Raw genomic sequence first — 16,313 nt, 5'->3', positions numbered from 1 at the left:
ATCAAAACTTCTTACGGAGTTCGATGTGGAAGACCCGTCCACGCGCAGTATAAAGCTCGCTGTAGAAACCATAGGTTTCGTCGGCGAGCGGCGGATCCTTGTCAAACAGGTTGTTGATCGCAAAGCGCAACCGCGTTCCGTTCAAGCCGGTATTATTATCGATCGTATAAGAGACCGACAGGTTGGTTAGAAACTGGTCGTTGACCCTGTAGAAATTGGCATTGGGATCATTCGAAACCAGTAAAATGTCGCGCACCACGCTGGTGTCCCATACCTTGCCGGTATATTGGCCAAACAAACCAATCTCGACCGGACCGCTCTCCCAATTGATCGATCCGCTGACACGCCATTTGGGGCGGCCATCGATTTCGAGCAGTTCGCCCAGTCCGCCTACGGTCACGTCGGCCGGCAGATCACCCGCGGCGATTCCTGCGAGCAGTTCCTCGCCATCGACTCCTGCGCTCTGCACGAAGCTTTTCAGCCGCGCCGCATTGAGGCGGAGCCGGAACTTACCAGCGCCGAAATCGGGCACATTATAGGCCATGCCAAAATCCCAACCCTTAGACACGCGGCTGTCGAGGTTGAGATAAGGGTCGAGAACCTGAATGATCCGGCCCGTTGGTGCGAGGCCGGTGCCCGTAAACAATGCGATATCATCTACAGTTGGAGCAGCACGAATAACATTCGGGTTCGTGCTGCCGCCCAGACGGCGGAGAAGATCCAGCGCGATTGCGTTATCATCGCCAAATGTTCCGACCAGACCGGTTTGCTTCACCCGCCAATAATCCGCCGTCAGTGTCAGACCGGGAATAAACTTCGGCTCAAACACGATACCAAGGTTGATGCTTTCGCTATCTTCGGGCTTGAGAGTCCGCGCGCCCGACCGGAAGCTGATGACGCCGGCACCCGGGCATGCGTCGAGGCCAGACAGCAGACCTTTTTGGACCTGTGCCTGGCAGAACACAAAATCGTCGCGGGTGTTGGACCGGGTTGTGCCGTCGTCATTGACCTGCACCAAGTTGGGCGCGCGAAAACCTTGCGACCATGCGCCCCGTAAGGTGATGCCCGGGATGGTGGTCCAAGATGCGGCGACACGCGGGACCATCGCGGTCGCGTCGATATCCTGAAAGCGCTCGATACGCCCCGCCATCTGAACATTGAGTGCCTCGACCAGCGGAATATTCATATCTTCGCTGACCAAAGGAACGAACAATTCGGCGTAAGCCGAATAGACCGTGCGCGTTCCGTCTGTGTCAGGCGACGGGCTGGTTCCCGCCACATCGCTGCCGTTGAAGACGCCCGTGACGCTGTCGGTAAATGTAATCGTGCCGTCGAGACGCGGATCGCGATCATCGAAAAAAGTCTCACGACGCCATTCGATACCTGTTGCAACACCGACGTTACCCCCGGGCAGTACGAACAGATCATCACGGCTGATCTTGAAGTCTGCCAATGCGAGGCTGGTCCCGCCCTTGCGGGACACGTTGATACGGAACGTGTCGATTACCGATGCCGGGTTCGGCGCGCAATCGCCTTGGCCGGGATCATCAAGGCAGCCACCGTTGAACGGATTATAGGCATCTGGCGTCGTCCGGTTGATAGATTGCTGCATCGCGGTGAGCGATACGCGGTTGGTTTCAAGATCGGTGAGCTTCGATTCGGAATAGACGAAGCCGGTGTCGAAATCCCACGAACCGAAATTGCCGCGCAGGCCCGCGACAAGACGGTAGGCGTTCTTATCAACAAACACGCCGCGATTGCCCGCATCGACGAAGCGATACCGTTCCATGATTATGTCGGCGCCCGTCGCCGGGATGGTGGTACCGGGCAGCCGGTTGGGATTGGCGCCCCCTCCGGCCAATGTGGTTGGGCCAAAGGGGTTCCAATAGGCGTTGCGCGAAATGCCGACGGGAACTGCGCTCAGAATAGCCGACGCATCATTTTGACGCGCGTTTTCCGACCGGTAAAAGCTGCCTTCGAAATAGGCTTCGACATTGTCGGTTAGCTCGTAGTTCAGCAGGGCCATTGCATTGTAGCGGTTCTTGCGGCTGATCAGCGTGTTGCCGAATATGGTGTTGTAACGCACAGCGGTCGTCGGCGTTTCCCCATTTCGGGCACAAATGCCATTACCGAAGCTGAGCCGGCAGCCCGTGAACGTGCTGGGCTGCAAATAGAAATCATCATCGTTGATCGGTGTACGGTTATTCAGGGCCTGAATATCAAACTGGCCGAACGGACCAAATGTATTGCGGTTATTAAACGAGGCTTCTCCTTCGAAATCGGTGCCTACCAATAATCGCGTGCGATCATCGTCGCGCGAATATTCGCGTCCGGACGCGCCGAGGCCGTTTTCGTGGAAGTGTCCGCCATATAAGGTGAGGTTACCGCGGCCACCGCCGAAATCAAAACCCAGTCCTCCGTTGATCGAATAGCTGTAGAGACTGGTTCCGTCGGACGCGCGCCAGTCGGCCTCAAGAAAACCGCCTTTCAAATTGCCCTTGAGCACGGTGTTGATCACACCCGCGACCGCATCAGCACCATAAATGGCCGACGCGCCGTCGCGCAGGACTTCGATCCGCCGAACACTGCCGGGTGCGATCTCGTTGGTATCGGGACTGACGACCGGCACCAGAAGTTCGGTCTGGAAACCGGGATGCAGGTTCATGCGGCGACCGTTGATCAGCAGCAGCGTATTGCCCGTTCCAAGATCACGCAGGTTAACCGACCCTACATCTCCGCGAACATTATTCTGGGTTGTGGCATTTTGTTCGTTGAACGCAATGGTTCCGTTTTGCGGAAGCGCACGAAAAAGCTCGTCGCCCGACGAAGCACCGGTGTTTTCGATCTGTTGCTCGTCCAGAACGGTGACCGGGAGGACGTCGTTGATCTGCGCGCCCTGGATTCGTGAGCCGGTCACGACAATTGCGGCCTCCGCCTCCTCGGCAGTCTCGGTCGCGACGGTAGCAGCATCTTGCGCATACGCCATATTTGCAGTCATCAATCCGGTCGTGCTGAGCAATGTCAGCTTGCGGAATATCCTGGTTGCCATCTTCATTCTCCCTGCTTGTTTTGTACTATTTTTCCTGAATTAAACCATTTGACGAACATGTCCGGCCATTGGCTCAAAACTTGCTCCGGGCGCCCCAGACCCCACCCATGGCCGCCGTCGCGAAACAAATGCAGCTCTGCCGAAGCACCGGCGCCATTGAGTTTTTCGTAGAGCATGATCCCATGACCCGGCGGTGCGGTTTTATCGTCTGACGATGCAAAAATGATCGTCGGCGGTGCGTCAGCGCTGGCATAAGTGTCGAGCGACCACGCATTCTCTGCCTCGGCGCTGGGCGTTTCGCCAATGAGTTCACGCCGGGTCCGGGTTGTATCATAGGGCTTGCGCAACGACACGACCGGGAAAAGAAGAACCGAGAAATCCGGTCTTGCGCTGACTTTTTCATATTTGTCGGCTCCGGCGTAGAGAGCGCGTTGCGGTTGCAATGCGGTAAACCCGGCTAGGTGACCGCCTGCGGAGAAACCCATGATGCCAATCTGCTGGGGATCGACACCAAATTCGGCTGCCCTGGTCCGCGCGATCTTCATTGCCCGCTGCGCATCCATGAACGGGACAGAGGCATCCCAGCCATCGTTCGGCAATCGGTATATTAGCTCAAAGACTGTGAACCCCTTTTCCTGCAGCCAGCGCGCAATCGGTGTGCTTTCCTTCCACAACTGAATCCGGAAATAACCGCCGCCGCCGCACACCACAACAGCGGCTCCATTTGCCTTTGCCGGGCGATAGACGCGCATACGCGGGGTCGAGATGTTCGAAAGCGCGCCAAATCCGGCGCCTGTATCACCAAGTTTTTCCGGCCCTGTGACCCCGCCCCCGCCCGGTGGGTTGCCAGGCCACAGCAGAATCTCTTCCCGCTCCTGCGCCATCGCGGGCACAGTGCCGCCCATTTGTACGGCACCAATCGCCGTCAACGCGGCTAGATTTTGTAACAAGGTACGCCGCGCGATCATGACGCACGCATTGCCTCTGCCAAAGCCTCACTTCGTGGCCCACTGCGTTCGTGCCGTTCAATATCTTCTTCGGGCAAGGGCATCGGCGTGCCGGCCATCGCGGCCGCCAGGCGGTCTGTGTCCAGTGCCCCTTCCCAGCGCGCCACCACAATCGTTGCCACCGCGTTTCCAATGAAGTTGGTCAGCGCGCGGCATTCGCTCATGAACCGGTCGATGCCCAGAATTAGCGCCATGCCTGCAACCGGAACCGACGGCACGACCGATAAAGTCGTGGCAAGAATGACGAACCCAGCACCGGTAACGCCCGCAGCGCCCTTGGAGCTAATCATGGCGATCAGTACCAGCGCAAATTGTTCCGCCATGGAGAGATCGATCCCGACGGCCTGCGCAATGAAAAGCGCCGCCAGGGTCATATAGATATTGGTACCGTCTAGGTTGAACGAATAGCCGGTTGGAACGACCAGGCCGACGACGGATTTACGCGCGCCCGCGATTTCGAGCTTTTCCATCAGGCTGGGCAGCGCCGCTTCAGACGACGATGTACCAAGTACGAGCAGAAGTTCCTCGCGCAGATAGCGGATCATCTTGAAGATCGAAAAGCCTGTGAAATAGGCGACAACACCCAGCACGACGATGACGAAAAACAGCGACGTAAGATAAAATGTGGCGACCAGGGCGGCGAGGCTGGCAAGCGATGCGATGCCAAATTCGCCTATCGTGAAAGCAATTGCCCCGAATGCCCCGATTGGTGCCAATTTCATCAGCATGTGCACGAGCTTGAAGATCACCTCGTTGAACGAAGCGAGGACATCAAGCACCAGATCGCTGTGCGGACGGGTGGCGGCCAGTGCCAGGCCCGACAATATGGCGACAAGCAGGACCTGCAATATATTGCCACTGGTCATGGCACTGAACAAAGTCTCCGGAATCATGTTCAGAAGAAAGCCGGCAATTGTCTGGCCTTCTGATGTCTTTGCGTAATCCTGAACTTTGCTGGCATCAAGGGTGGCGGGATCGATGTTTAGACCTGCGCCGGGCTGCACGATATTGCCAACAACAAGACCGATGATCAGGGCGAGGGTAGAAAAGAACAGGAAATAGGCAAATGCCTTCCCCGCCACGCTGCCAACGGCGGACAGATCGCGCATTCCGGATATGCCAGTGGCAACAGTGAGGAAAATCACGGGGGCAATGATCATCTTAACCAGCTTGATAAAGCCGTCACCCAGTGGCTTGAGAGAAGAGCCAATTTCGGGATAGAGGTGCCCCACTAGCGCGCCTAAAAAGATGGCTGTCAGAACTTGGACATAAAGCTGCCGATAAAATGGCAGCCGGGCTGGCGCATCTGCCCCAACGGTAGTCGGCGTTACAGCACCCATAATATCTGCCCCTCCTCTGGACTTACTATCCAGTTACAAAGAAGATAAGGAAAACTGGCGGCGTCACAAACTAAATTGCTTTCTAGAAAAAATTTCATTAAAACAATTAAATAGAGTTATTCTGCGTAGAATATTCTGATATTCCAGACAAATTTCTTGCTATAATTGCGGATTTCCAGACATAGTGTCTTTGCCTGATGTGATCAAAAAGGGGGGACCCATTGTCGCTTACCCATGACGTGCCATACCGACAGCCTATCGCCGGTTTACGCGTCCGGGAAACTCGGATGGAGGCGACAGCCGGTCGATGATGGGGATTGGCAAGACGCTATCGCGGCCCGGGCGCCGATACCTTGCCGGCATCATCGCGATTGGCGTGCTGCTTATTGCCGCGCTCGGGTTGCTGGCGACCGATCGCACCATGCGTGCCGCGGCGCTCGATGAAGCTCAAAATGCCGCGCAGAACGAGGCTGCTATTCTCGCAGCAGGCCTTGAAAGTGAACTCGACAAGTTCAGCCTGGTGCCGCTGGTGCTTGCACGCGATCCGCAAGTTCAATCGCTCATGGCCGGCAATAACGCGCAGCAGGGCAATCTTAACCTGCGCCTTCAACAGATCGCCACACAGACCGGCGCCGCGGTAATCTACTTGATGAACCGTGACGGGCTGACCCTCGCTGCAAGCAACTGGAACCAGCCGGACAGTTTTGTCGGCTCCAATTATGGTTTCCGGCGCTATTATCGCGATGCTCGGACATCAGGCGTAGCCACCGAATTTGCATTGGGAACGGTTAGCCGGCGGCCGGGACTGTATATCGCCCGCCGCGTCGATGGTCCCTCCAGTAGTCCAGTCGGGGTGGTGGCGATAAAGGTGGAGTTCAACCCGCTCGAAGCCAGCTGGGCCAAGACCACTGCCGGGGTCTATGTGACGGACCCGGACGGCGTGATCCTGGTCACCAGTAATCCCGCTTGGCGATTCAGTACTATCCGCCCGATTGCCCGTGGGCAACGCAATGCACAGCAAGATTTTCGCCAGTTTGGCAAGGCAAAGCTTCCCCTTTTCAACCCCCGCACACCTGAAGCATCTGCACTCGTTCCCAGGTTGATCGAAAGCCTTCATCCCGTTGCACCGCTCGACTGGAAGCTGCATCTACTGTCCGATCCGTCGACTTCACTTGCAGGGGCGAGGGCGAATGGGCGCTTGCTGTTTCTTCTGCTGCTGGTCGCCGCTGCCGTTATCGCTGGGCTGGCATTTTTCGGGGCTCGCCGCCGCGAAGCCCGTGCTGAGGCATCCATCAACGAACGGACCGGGCGACTGCGCGAACAACTTCAACAGGCAAATCGTCTTGCCACGCTCGGGCAGATTACGGCAGGAGTCGGGCATGAGATACGCCAGCCAGTTGCTGCCATTCGCATCCTGGCAGAGACCGGCGAACGGTTGGGCGAACGCGGCGCGCACGACCAGGCTGCTGCTAATTTTCCCCAAATAACCGCTCTGACCGACCGTATCGGCACCATAACCGACGAACTGCGTCGCTTCAGCCGCCGGGGCGAACGTGAACCCCGCGATGTTCCCTTGCGTCAGGTAATCGATGGCGCGCTACTGCTGCTGCGAGACCGGATCGCACAACTTGATATCGACCTTATCCTGCCGCAGGAGGCGGATCTCGACCCGGTCGTTCGCGGCGAACATGTTGCCCTTGAACAAGTACTCGTCAACCTTTTGCAGAATGCCTTCGATGCTACCGGACGAGCGGGCAAGGTTTCTATCGACATTAGTGTATCGGGAAAGTTCCGGCGGCTGTCTGTAACAGACAATGGCCCCGGTCTTACCGCCGATCAACGCGCCAAACTTTTCCAGCCCTTTGTTACGACCAAGGCGGACGGGCTGGGTCTGGGGCTTGTAATTTCGCAAGACATCATGCGCGGATTGGGCGGAGATCTGATCGAAGAAGCTCGGGCAAGCGGCACGCGTTTTACGATGGTAATTGCTAGCCCGTGAACAGCCACAACCCCATCAACGTCATACTGGTCGAAGACGACGAGGCTCTTGGTCCTGCTGTTGCGCAAGCCCTGCAACTGGAGGGTATGGAGGTTGCATTGTTTGGCGATGCCATGACGGCACTCGGCGCTATCCCGAACGACTTCCCCGGCGTGATAGTCAGCGACGTGCGCCTGCCAGGCATGGACGGATTGGCCCTGTTTGCGCAACTTCATGAGCAGGATCCTGATCTGCCCATGATAATCACAACCGGTCACGGCGACGTGGCGATGGCAGTGGCCGCGATTAAGGACGGGGCTGCCGATTTCCTGACCAAACCCTATTCGTCTGCGGCGCTGATCCGGGCCATCACTATTGCGGCGGAACGGCGTCGGCTTGTCTTGGAAAACCGCAGGCTTCGCAATGCCCTGAAGCAGCAGGCGCAACGCGGCTTCATCGGCTCATCGGAGTTCGCTGTGCGCCTGCGCGCGATGCTATCGGCTTTGGCCGAGACGGAAGTTGATGTCGTCGTCGAAGGAATGACCGGTACGGGCAAAACTTTTGTTGCGCGCCTAATCCATGAACTTGGCCCTCGCCACAGCCGCCCGTTCATCACGGTCGATGCAGGAACGCTCACCCATCAAGATGCCGATCTTCTTCTGTTCGGGAGAGAACCAGGCCGGGGCGGCCTGTCGCGAACAGGCTTGATCGAGCGGGCCAATGGAGGAACTTTGCTGATCGACGAGATCGAAACTGCCAGCCCTACCCTGCAAGCACGATTGCTATCCGTCCTGTCTAGCAGGTCCATTCTGCCCGCCGGGGCCGAACGGTCGCGCAAGCTAAATGTGCGTGTCGTTGTTACCCGACAATCGCACACACAGCCTGACCATTCTGATGGTAGCAGAAGCACCTTCCATGAAAGGCTCGGCGCGGTGAGGCTTTTGATGGTTCCCCTCGCGAACCGGCGTGAGGACATTGCCGCTCTGTTTCATAATTTCCTTACGCGGCACGAAGCCGACCTCGGGCTGTCGCATCGTGAGGTAAGCGATAATGTATGGCAATATCTGCAAACGCATGACTGGACAGGCAATGTGCGCGAACTCGAAGCATTCGCCCGGTCTTGGGCCATCGGCCTCCCATTGCCTGACAGGGAGACCCGATCCGCAGCGGATCGTCGTCCCCTCCACCTGACCGTGGCGGAGTTCGAACAAACGGTTATCGAAAATGCGTTGCGCGCTGTTGGCGGCGATGTCGTCCAGTTAGAGCAGCTGCTCAGGACGCCTCGCAAAACGCTCTACGACAAGCTGAACCGCTATGGATTAAGACCCAAGGATTTCCGTCCCGTATCTGGCGCACGCCAGAATTAACACGCCGCATTCAAGCTGACGCCGCTATTCATACCCGGTCACGATCTGCGCACCGAGTAAACCCTCTGAAATCGTCACTTTAACAGTGCTGGGCCGCTGATCATTCCACCGTTGGTAAGTTTGCTCGGAAATGAAGTACCTGCCCGCTTTCGCACGAGCGGTCGGCACCTCGGGCCGCAGCCAAGCCCAATGATTGACGGCCCTGCTGCGACTGATCGTCGTGATGTCTGTCCGCATGAGCGTCATGCGCACCGACTCTTGGGAACCGACGCTGAATCCGTTCACGCTTGGCAGGACACCAACAGTCCAAACGGGCCAGCCCATCAAGCCGGCCACACCGCAGATAGCCGCCGCCACTTTAAGAACGCGCATATCCTCTATGCGACGCGTTATGAAACGCCAGATGATCAGGCTGGTCAATGCGGACGCGGCAAAGCCGAACATCTTGAGCCCCGATCCGGGTGCAATATTGCGCGGCCAACTCTCCCCTACAAGGATCACCAACGCCGCCGTCAAAAGCATTGGAATCGCAAAAGGCAGCAGCACTTTCACAAAAAAGGTGGGAGGAACAATTGGCCGGGATGCGAAAGTCTTTGTCACAACGCATATCTATCGCACGGTTGGTTTACGAAACCATTTATGCCCTGATATGGCATCAGGCGGTGGCTGCGATTGGGATTTGTTCTCTTTAAGCCAATGTGGGGGCCTTGGATCAATTTTGCGCGCCTAAGGGTTCCTGAAATTCGCATGAGGTTGGATTGATTTCCAAACTTGGTGGCAGGCATGCCCATGGCGCAAAGGATCGCTATTTTCTCGTTCGGGCGACTTTTTTACATCGCGCTTGATCCCGGAGACGCCGCGAGGCAGTGGGGGTGCAGAGGTTGAACGGGAGCACGCAAAATGGCAGCACGAATGATACCGGTAGCGGCGCTGCTTGCGGCACTTATCTTCCACCCTGCGGCACGTGCACATGTGCCCATCGTTATGAACGAAACCGAAGCACAGGCGCCGTCCCTGCCTCCAATATTGAGCCTGCGCGAAAGAGCGGAGATTGAAAACCGCATTCTCGCTGAACGGCTGGATAGCATTATCCCCGCGATCATGCGTGAACAGGGTATCGATATGTGGTTGCTCGTGGCCCGCGAATATTTTGAAGAACCCGTGGTCGCATCCATGCTCGATGCCGAGAATATGCATGCGCGCCGCCGCACGATCCTGATCTTCCACGATCCCGGAAATGGGAAACCGGTCGAGCGGCTGACTGTGAGCCGTTATGGGCTTGGCGGATTGTTCGCACCGGCGTGGGACCCCGGCAAACAACCCGATCAGTGGCAATCGGTCGCAGATATCATCACCGCGCGCGACCCGACCAAAATTGCGATCAACACCTCCGATCTTTATCAGTTCGCCGACGGCATGACGCTTAGTCAGTATGGGAAATTCGTTTCCGCCTTACCCGTCCCTTTGCGGCAACGGATTGTCAGCGGCGAAACACTTGCCATCCGTTGGCTCGAAACCCGCACGCCTTCCGAGATGGAGTTGTACCCGGGCATCGTCCGCACGGCCCATGCGCTGATTGCAGAAGCCTTTTCGCAGTCCGTTATTACCCCGGGCGTAACGACAGCGGAGCAGGTTCAATGGTGGTATCGTGACCGACTTCTCCAACTCGGCCTCGTGCCATGGTTTCATCCTTCAGTGGCTATCCAGCGGCAAGGCGCAAAGGGCATGCTGGAGGGCGCAGAAATCATCCAGCCGGGTGATCTGCTGTGGACCGATTTTGGCATTACCTATCTGCGTCTCAATACCGATATACAGCACCTCGCTTATGTGCTGAAGCCGGGGGAGAGCAAGGTCCCTGCCGGTCTGAGGCAAGGGTTGGCGAACAGCAATCGCGTGCAGGATATCCTCACCCGCCATTTCGCGATCGGGCGCAGTGGCAATGCGGTGTTGGAGCTGGCCCGCAAGGAAGCAGTCGCCGCCGGGCTCGATCCATCGATTTATTCGCACCCGATAGGCTTGCACGGCCATGGCGCGGGACCGTCCATCGGTTTTTGGGACAACCAAAGCCCTGATCCACGTGGCAGTGGCGCCATCAACGCCAACACGGCGTGGTCAATCGAGCTCACCTCTTATGCGGCAGTGCCCGAATGGGGCGGGCAACGCGTAGATTTCCGGACCGAAGAGAACGCATATTTTGACGGCAAAAGCGTGCGGTACATCGATGGGCGCCAAACCGAGATCACGATTATCCCTTCAGGGCCATAATTCTGTGCGGTGTGGGGGTGGCATTTTAGCAACGAAGATGGCTGCCGGTGTGTTCGCTGTCCCCCGTATAGAGTGACAAAATAGTTTTCCTTTCACACGCCCGCAGCGTGAAAATCTCAGGCTGAGCCGAGCAACTCAGTATGTTTTAGCCAGCCTCATTCTGACGGGAACGACATCCCAATGGTTGGCATTTTTTCCCAATATGTGGATACACTTCAATGGCGTAGTATTTGCAAATATGCCTTAAAATATTGAAAAGATACATTAATACGTATTTGGCACGAGCTGTGCAAGGTAGTTCGCATGGCCGGAATGGTCCGGCATATTTAAAGGAATATATCATGGCTCAATATGCAAGCACCCAAATCGTTTCAGCTTTCGCAGCAGTGATCTGCGCTTTCATCACCATCGGCATTAGCGTTGCACCTGCTGTGGCACCTGTTTCGGGCCTTGTCGCATAACGGCGTGGAAGTAGAATATGGGAGTTCAACGCCGCTGAGGACAATGAACTATCCTGCCTCGCCAAATGCGTGCAGAAACAGCATCAGTTGGTCAGCGCCTTAGCGACAAATTCTCCGCCCATGCGGAGGCCGACGGGATCGACGCTGTGTCCCACACCGGATGAAATATGCGTCGTCACGTCAATGCCAAGATGTTCTAGTTCCGCTTTTGCGACATGCAACGCGGCGAAAGGCACAATCGGCTTCGCCGAACCGTGGACAAGCAGCACAGGTAGTTTGGAGATCGGCAAGCGTGACAGTTCGTGTCCGCCGACTGTATCGAGACAATTAAAATCTCCGACCGCCGTACGGATTTCTGCCGAAAAATCTGAAGCCCAAATTGCCATATGACAATTATAATCTCCGGACACGCGCAATTTTATTTCAAATGAAGGAGCGGAACTTATTATTCGCCCAAAATAGTTATATTAAAATTTCCGGCAGAACAGCACGTCATACGCCAGAAGTGGTCAATCGTACGCTATTAGCCGCCGCTTGACTGGCAAATTGGGCGTTACGGCTGCAATGCTGGCAATGCTTGGCGCCAGCTAACGGGTTATAATTTGTAACGGCAACGATCCGACATTCCTGTGCGAGAAGGGCAAGGCAGATTTCGGCAGAGTACCGTTCATCCTTTAGACGGATACGCGTCTGCCGGTGCCAATTGATTGAACCAATATTATTCCACTTAACGCATCAATCCATTACCTATTCCGCATATTCATGCGCACGACGTTTCGCCCTAGATAGTGGTTCACCCGGAAAGACCGGGGAAACATCATGACCGTCCCACCCGGCGACGGCCAAAGTTGGAGACACTATCATGACTAATCGTACCACTCGCGCTGTGCTTGTCGCTCTTGGCCTGCTCGTCGCATCTACTTCTATCCCGTCCAGCCCTGCATTTGCAGTGGTCCCTACTTCCACGTCGGCCGTGAACACCGATGAACAGGGCATCGCAATGCACGGCTACGACCCGGTCGCCTATTTCACGGTTGGCGCACCCACCAAGGGCAACCCGACGCTGACTTTCAAATATAAGGGTGCGAGCTACTTTTTCGCCAGCGCTGAAAACTTGAAGAAGTTCAAGGCCAATCCCGCCGCTTTCGCGCCCCAATTTGGTGGCTTCTGCGCCATGGGCGTTGCGCTTGAAAAGAAGCTCGACGGTGACCCTGCTGTCTGGAAAATCGTTGATGGCAAACTGTACCTGAACGTCAATGCAGACGTCGCAGTTGCCTGGCAGCGCGACATTCCCGGTAATCTCGAGAAGGCCAAGGAATATTGGCCTGGGATCAAGGGCAAGACCCCTGAATCGCTGAACTGATCCCTCCAACGGCGGCGGACGCTTGTTCGCCGCCGTTCGGGACCGTCCACCCCAGAAGAAGGAATTTTCAAAATGAACCTCTCCCGTTCCGCATTTATCGCGGGCGCTGTAGCCACCGCCCTCGTCAGCCTTTCACCCAGTCCGGCAGCTGCAAAGCGTCCGCCACAGGAAAAATGCTTTGGCATCTCGCTTGCCGGACACAATGATTGTGCTGCTGGCCCAGGCACCTCCTGCGCAGGCACCTCAAAGCGCGACTATCAGGGCAATGCCTGGACATTGGTGCCCAAGGGCACATGCCTCACCATGCCGTCCAAGACCTCGCCTACTGGCCGCGGCCAGCTGAGTGAATTCAAAGAAGTGCGGCGCTAATCCATGTCCGGGGCGCATCCTACCTTGTCTGCGCCCATCCCCCCAACGGGGCCCGGCGGTTTGCCCTCGGGTGTGGGGATCGGCCTTAAGCGCGCGCATTGCGAAGCGCTTTTGGCCGATCCATCGCTTGTGGATTTCGTCGAGATCCATGCCGAAAATTTTATGAGCGCCGGCGGCCCTAACCTGATCCTGTTGGACAGGATTGCCGAGGCATGGCCGCTATCTATCCATGGCGTGGGGCTCTCGATCGGCGGCAAAGAGCGACTTGATCGCGAGCACCTGCAACGACTTCGCAGGTTAATCGACCGCACTAGTCCCGCCAGCTTTTCGGAGCATTTGGCATGGTCGTCCCATGACGGCGTTTATTTCAACGACCTTTTGCCCGTCGTTTATGATACGCCCACTCTCAATCGCGTCATTGCCAACATCAACGAAGCCCAGGATTTTCTGGGTGTCCGAATGCTCCTCGAAAATCCGTCAACTTATGTCGCGTTTTCGGCAAGCAGTTGGCACGAGGCCGAATTCCTGCAGCAAATTGCCCAAAGCACAGGTTGCGGACTGCTGCTGGATGTGAACAATCTTTATGTTTCATGCCATAATCATGATTGGTCTGCGCAGGACTGGCTCTCGCACATTGCGCTGGACCTGGTCGGCGAAATTCACGTGGCAGGGCATGAGGCCATTCAGGACGCCGATGGACAGACATTGCTGATCGACAGCCATGGTGATCCCGTCGGCGAACCGGTTTTCGAACTTCTCGAACATGTCATTAGCCGCGGCGGCATACGCCCCGTCCTCGTAGAACGGGATAATGACATACCCCCCTTGTCGGCGCTCTTGCAGGAAACCGATCAGGTCCGGCAGATTATAGGGCGTGCGGCGTGCGCGGCGGTGTTGTGATGCAGGCGTCATTTGCTCACGCGTTGCTCGAAACGGATTTGCCCGCGGTGGACGAGCATGGACGCTTCAATGTCTATCGAAACAATTTTCGGATTACGCTGCGCAATGCATTGCGCACAACCTTTCCCGCAGTCGAGAAGCTGGTTGGGGAAGACTATTTTTCCGCGCTTACTCTCCTATACGTCGAGCGCCATCCTCCGCGCTCGCCGATCATGACCGAATATGGGCATGATTTTGCCGAGTTCTTGAGCACGTTCAACCCGCTAAGCGATTATCCCTATTTGGCCGACGTGGCGCGGATCGAGTTTGCACGCGTTCAGGCCTATCATGCCGCTGATACGGATAGCTTCCGGATCGAAAGCGAAGCTTCGGCCATTGCGGCACTGGATATTCCAGCAATGCTTCATCCATCGGTGACCGTTGTCGTTTCCGAAAATCCTGCACTGTCGATCTGGCGCTCCCAGTTGGAACCCGATGCAGCGCCGCCGATACCCGACGCGACGGAAACAGCGATTATCTGGCGACAGGACGATCTGGTGACAGAGATGTTGGCGCATGCCGATGACGAAGTGTTGTTACGGCACTTCGCCCAATCGCAAACTTTTGCCGCCCTAATTTCGGAATATCCGGACGATCCGTCCGCCGAAACCTTGATTGCCCGTTTTATCAACCTGGCCATTGCCGGAATTATTGTCCCCACACACACGCCTATTGAAGGAGAAATGAAGTGACGAACTCGACCCTATCCGGTGCACTTTCTGCACCTGCAAAAATCATGTCCCAAATCCCCCAGGCCGTTGTGCAGCTTGCCATGCGTGGTGGGCTTGCCGGAATCTTCTGGAGCTCTGCACGGACCAAAGTCGAAGGGCTGCTGACCGTGTCCGAAAACACCTTCTTCCTTTTTGAAGAAGAATATCGCTTGCCGTTCGTCGACCCCGAAATTGCGGCCTATCTCGCTACCTACGCCGAACATCTGCTGCCCATCATGCTGGTCTTGGGCCTGGCTACACGGCTATCGGCTTTGGGATTGTTTGTTATGACACTCACCATCCAGATATTTGTCTATCCCGACGCGTTTCTCTCGACCCATTTCGGCTGGTTCGCCCTTGCCTTGGGCATCATGGCCTATGGTCCGGGCAAGCTGTCTCTGGATGCGCTCCTCGACCGGCAAACAAAATTGGCGCCTTCCAACCAATCCTGATGCGTCCCTAGTTTATCAATCGGTTGGCGCGCAGGCGGTCAACGGCGAGATCGATGAACGCGCGCACCTTGGCGGATGCACGCCGGCCCTCTGGGTGCACAATATGGATTGGCAGCGGGTCCTGTTCAAAGTCGGAGAGTACGGTCTGCAAGCGGCCTTCCACAAGATGCTCGCCTATCTGGTAGGATAGCACCCGCGATAGGCCCCAGCCTTCCAGAGTGGCGCGGATCACACTGTCATAGGTGTTGCAGAATAGTCTCGGGGTGATGTGCACCTTATGTTTCTGGTCCTGCCCAAAGAACCAGTCGAGCGAGGAGAAGGAGCTCGTCCCTGCAATCATGCGATGCCGGGCGAGGTCTGCAGGTTGTTGTGGAATGCCATGGTCCGCAAAATAGGAAGGTGCGCCGCAGACGACCTGCCGCACCTTACCGACCCGTACCGCGCTCTGGCTGGAATCGGGCAAATGTCCGATGCGGATGGCCACGTCGATGCCTTCATCAACCAGGTTCACGACCCGATCAACGAAAAGGGAGCGGACCGTGACGTCCGGATTCTCACCAAGAAATTCGGTCAAAATGGGCAGAAGAAATTGCTGTCCGAAAAGCACCGATGCCGTCACATGCAGGACACCGGTCGGACGCGCATAGGACCCCGACGCCGCAGCCTCGGCCTCTTCCACATCCGCTAATATCTTGCGGCAATCTTCAAAATAGCGGTTCCCGGCTTCGGTCAACCGAACAACCCGCGTGGTGCGGGTAAACAATCTCGTGCCGATTTGCTCTTCAAGCGCGGATACTGCGCGTGTCACCGCGGGAGGACTCATATGCAACTGCCGCGCGGCTTCAGCAAAGCTGCTGGTCTCGGCCACTTTGACGAATGTGTGCATCGCCTCAAGCTTTGCCATGTTCTGATTCCTTTGACTGTCGCCCCGGAATTATGGGGCTGCTTCGTTACAGGAGCAAGAATATTCCGAAAAATGGAATAGTCCTTTGACTTTTATCTCCGTTCTGTTC

Annotated in this window: 14 protein-coding genes; 8 read left to right on the top strand and 6 right to left on the bottom strand. The window is 56.5% G+C overall.

Features of this window, described 5'->3' with window-relative positions; genetic code table 11:
- Position 1: 1 nt before the first annotated feature.
- The 3 genes from EUU25_RS16110 to EUU25_RS16100 are packed head-to-tail and all read right to left on the bottom strand — an operon-like array spanning position 2 to position 5,396.
- Complete coding sequence (locus EUU25_RS16110; RefSeq protein ID WP_246162795.1) at positions 2–3,055, bottom strand: TonB-dependent receptor domain-containing protein; 3,054 nt, start codon at positions 3,053–3,055, stop codon at positions 2–4.
- The gene (locus EUU25_RS16105) at positions 3,052–4,017 is read right to left on the bottom strand and encodes an alpha/beta hydrolase (protein WP_158902788.1); all 966 of its coding nucleotides are present in this window, start codon (positions 4,015–4,017) and stop codon (positions 3,052–3,054) included. Before EUU25_RS16105 ends, EUU25_RS16110 begins: the two co-directional genes overlap by 4 nt.
- Positions 4,014–5,396 (bottom strand): dicarboxylate/amino acid:cation symporter, encoded by a 1,383-nt coding sequence (locus EUU25_RS16100; protein WP_158902786.1) that lies wholly within the window; start codon positions 5,394–5,396, stop codon positions 4,014–4,016. Before EUU25_RS16100 ends, EUU25_RS16105 begins: the two co-directional genes overlap by 4 nt.
- Positions 5,397–5,703: 307 nt before the next feature.
- On the opposite strand from EUU25_RS16100, the gene EUU25_RS16095 reads away from it, so the two are divergent.
- Together EUU25_RS16095 and EUU25_RS16090 are read left to right on the top strand one after the other, a co-directional pair.
- On the top strand, positions 5,704–7,395 hold the full coding sequence (locus EUU25_RS16095) for a sensor histidine kinase (RefSeq protein ID WP_158902784.1): 1,692 nt from the start codon (positions 5,704–5,706) through the stop codon (positions 7,393–7,395).
- On the top strand, positions 7,392–8,741 hold the full coding sequence (locus tag EUU25_RS16090; protein WP_246162794.1) for a sigma-54-dependent transcriptional regulator: 1,350 nt from the start codon (positions 7,392–7,394) through the stop codon (positions 8,739–8,741). The genes EUU25_RS16095 and EUU25_RS16090 overlap by 4 nt, the downstream gene beginning before the upstream one ends.
- 24 nt (positions 8,742–8,765) lie before the next feature.
- Here the strand turns inward: EUU25_RS16090 and EUU25_RS16085 are convergent, their stop codons facing one another.
- Entirely contained in the window at positions 8,766–9,341 is a 576-nt protein-coding gene (locus tag EUU25_RS16085) for a hypothetical protein (protein WP_158902782.1), read from the bottom strand.
- A 300-nt stretch (positions 9,342–9,641) separates the two neighbouring features.
- Between EUU25_RS16085 and EUU25_RS16080 the strand changes: the two genes are divergently transcribed.
- Positions 9,642–11,006 (top strand): M24 family metallopeptidase, encoded by a 1,365-nt coding sequence (locus tag EUU25_RS16080; protein WP_158902780.1) that lies wholly within the window; start codon positions 9,642–9,644, stop codon positions 11,004–11,006.
- Between the two features lie 544 nt (positions 11,007–11,550).
- On the opposite strand, the gene EUU25_RS16075 is transcribed toward EUU25_RS16080, so the two are convergent.
- Positions 11,551–11,853, bottom strand: a complete 303-nt coding sequence (locus EUU25_RS16075; protein WP_158902778.1) for an alpha/beta hydrolase — start codon at positions 11,851–11,853, stop codon at positions 11,551–11,553.
- Between the two features lie 476 nt (positions 11,854–12,329).
- Between EUU25_RS16075 and EUU25_RS16070 the strand changes: the two genes are divergently transcribed.
- From EUU25_RS16070 to EUU25_RS16050, 5 genes are all read left to right on the top strand, one after another.
- The gene (locus tag EUU25_RS16070) at positions 12,330–12,830 is read left to right on the top strand and encodes a YHS domain-containing (seleno)protein (RefSeq protein WP_158902776.1); all 501 of its coding nucleotides are present in this window, start codon (positions 12,330–12,332) and stop codon (positions 12,828–12,830) included.
- A 72-nt stretch (positions 12,831–12,902) separates the two neighbouring features.
- Positions 12,903–13,199 carry a BufA1 family periplasmic bufferin-type metallophore gene (locus EUU25_RS16065; protein WP_158902774.1) on the top strand — a complete coding sequence of 99 codons (297 nt, stop codon included), beginning with the start codon at positions 12,903–12,905 and terminating at the stop codon, positions 13,197–13,199.
- Positions 13,200–13,202: 3 nt separating this feature from the next.
- Positions 13,203–14,099 carry an MNIO family bufferin maturase gene (gene bufB, locus EUU25_RS16060; RefSeq protein WP_158902772.1) on the top strand — a complete coding sequence of 299 codons (897 nt, stop codon included), beginning with the start codon at positions 13,203–13,205 and terminating at the stop codon, positions 14,097–14,099.
- Positions 14,081–14,830 carry an HvfC/BufC N-terminal domain-containing protein gene (locus tag EUU25_RS16055; protein WP_158902770.1) on the top strand — a complete coding sequence of 250 codons (750 nt, stop codon included), beginning with the start codon at positions 14,081–14,083 and terminating at the stop codon, positions 14,828–14,830. The genes bufB and EUU25_RS16055 overlap by 19 nt, the downstream gene beginning before the upstream one ends.
- On the top strand, positions 14,827–15,300 hold the full coding sequence (locus EUU25_RS16050; RefSeq protein ID WP_246162792.1) for a DoxX family protein: 474 nt from the start codon (positions 14,827–14,829) through the stop codon (positions 15,298–15,300). The genes EUU25_RS16055 and EUU25_RS16050 overlap by 4 nt, the downstream gene beginning before the upstream one ends.
- Before the next feature lie 7 nt (positions 15,301–15,307).
- On the opposite strand, the gene EUU25_RS16045 is transcribed toward EUU25_RS16050, so the two are convergent.
- A complete protein-coding gene (locus tag EUU25_RS16045; protein WP_158902768.1) occupies positions 15,308–16,204 on the bottom strand; it encodes a LysR family transcriptional regulator in 897 nt (298 codons plus the stop codon).
- Positions 16,205–16,313 lie beyond the last annotated feature (109 nt).

The sequence above is a fragment of the Sphingorhabdus lacus genome (assembly GCF_009768975.1).
Taxonomy (GTDB): Bacteria; Pseudomonadota; Alphaproteobacteria; order Sphingomonadales; family Sphingomonadaceae; genus Sphingorhabdus_B; species Sphingorhabdus_B lacus.
This window is presented reverse-complemented; position numbering and strand designations above follow the sequence as displayed.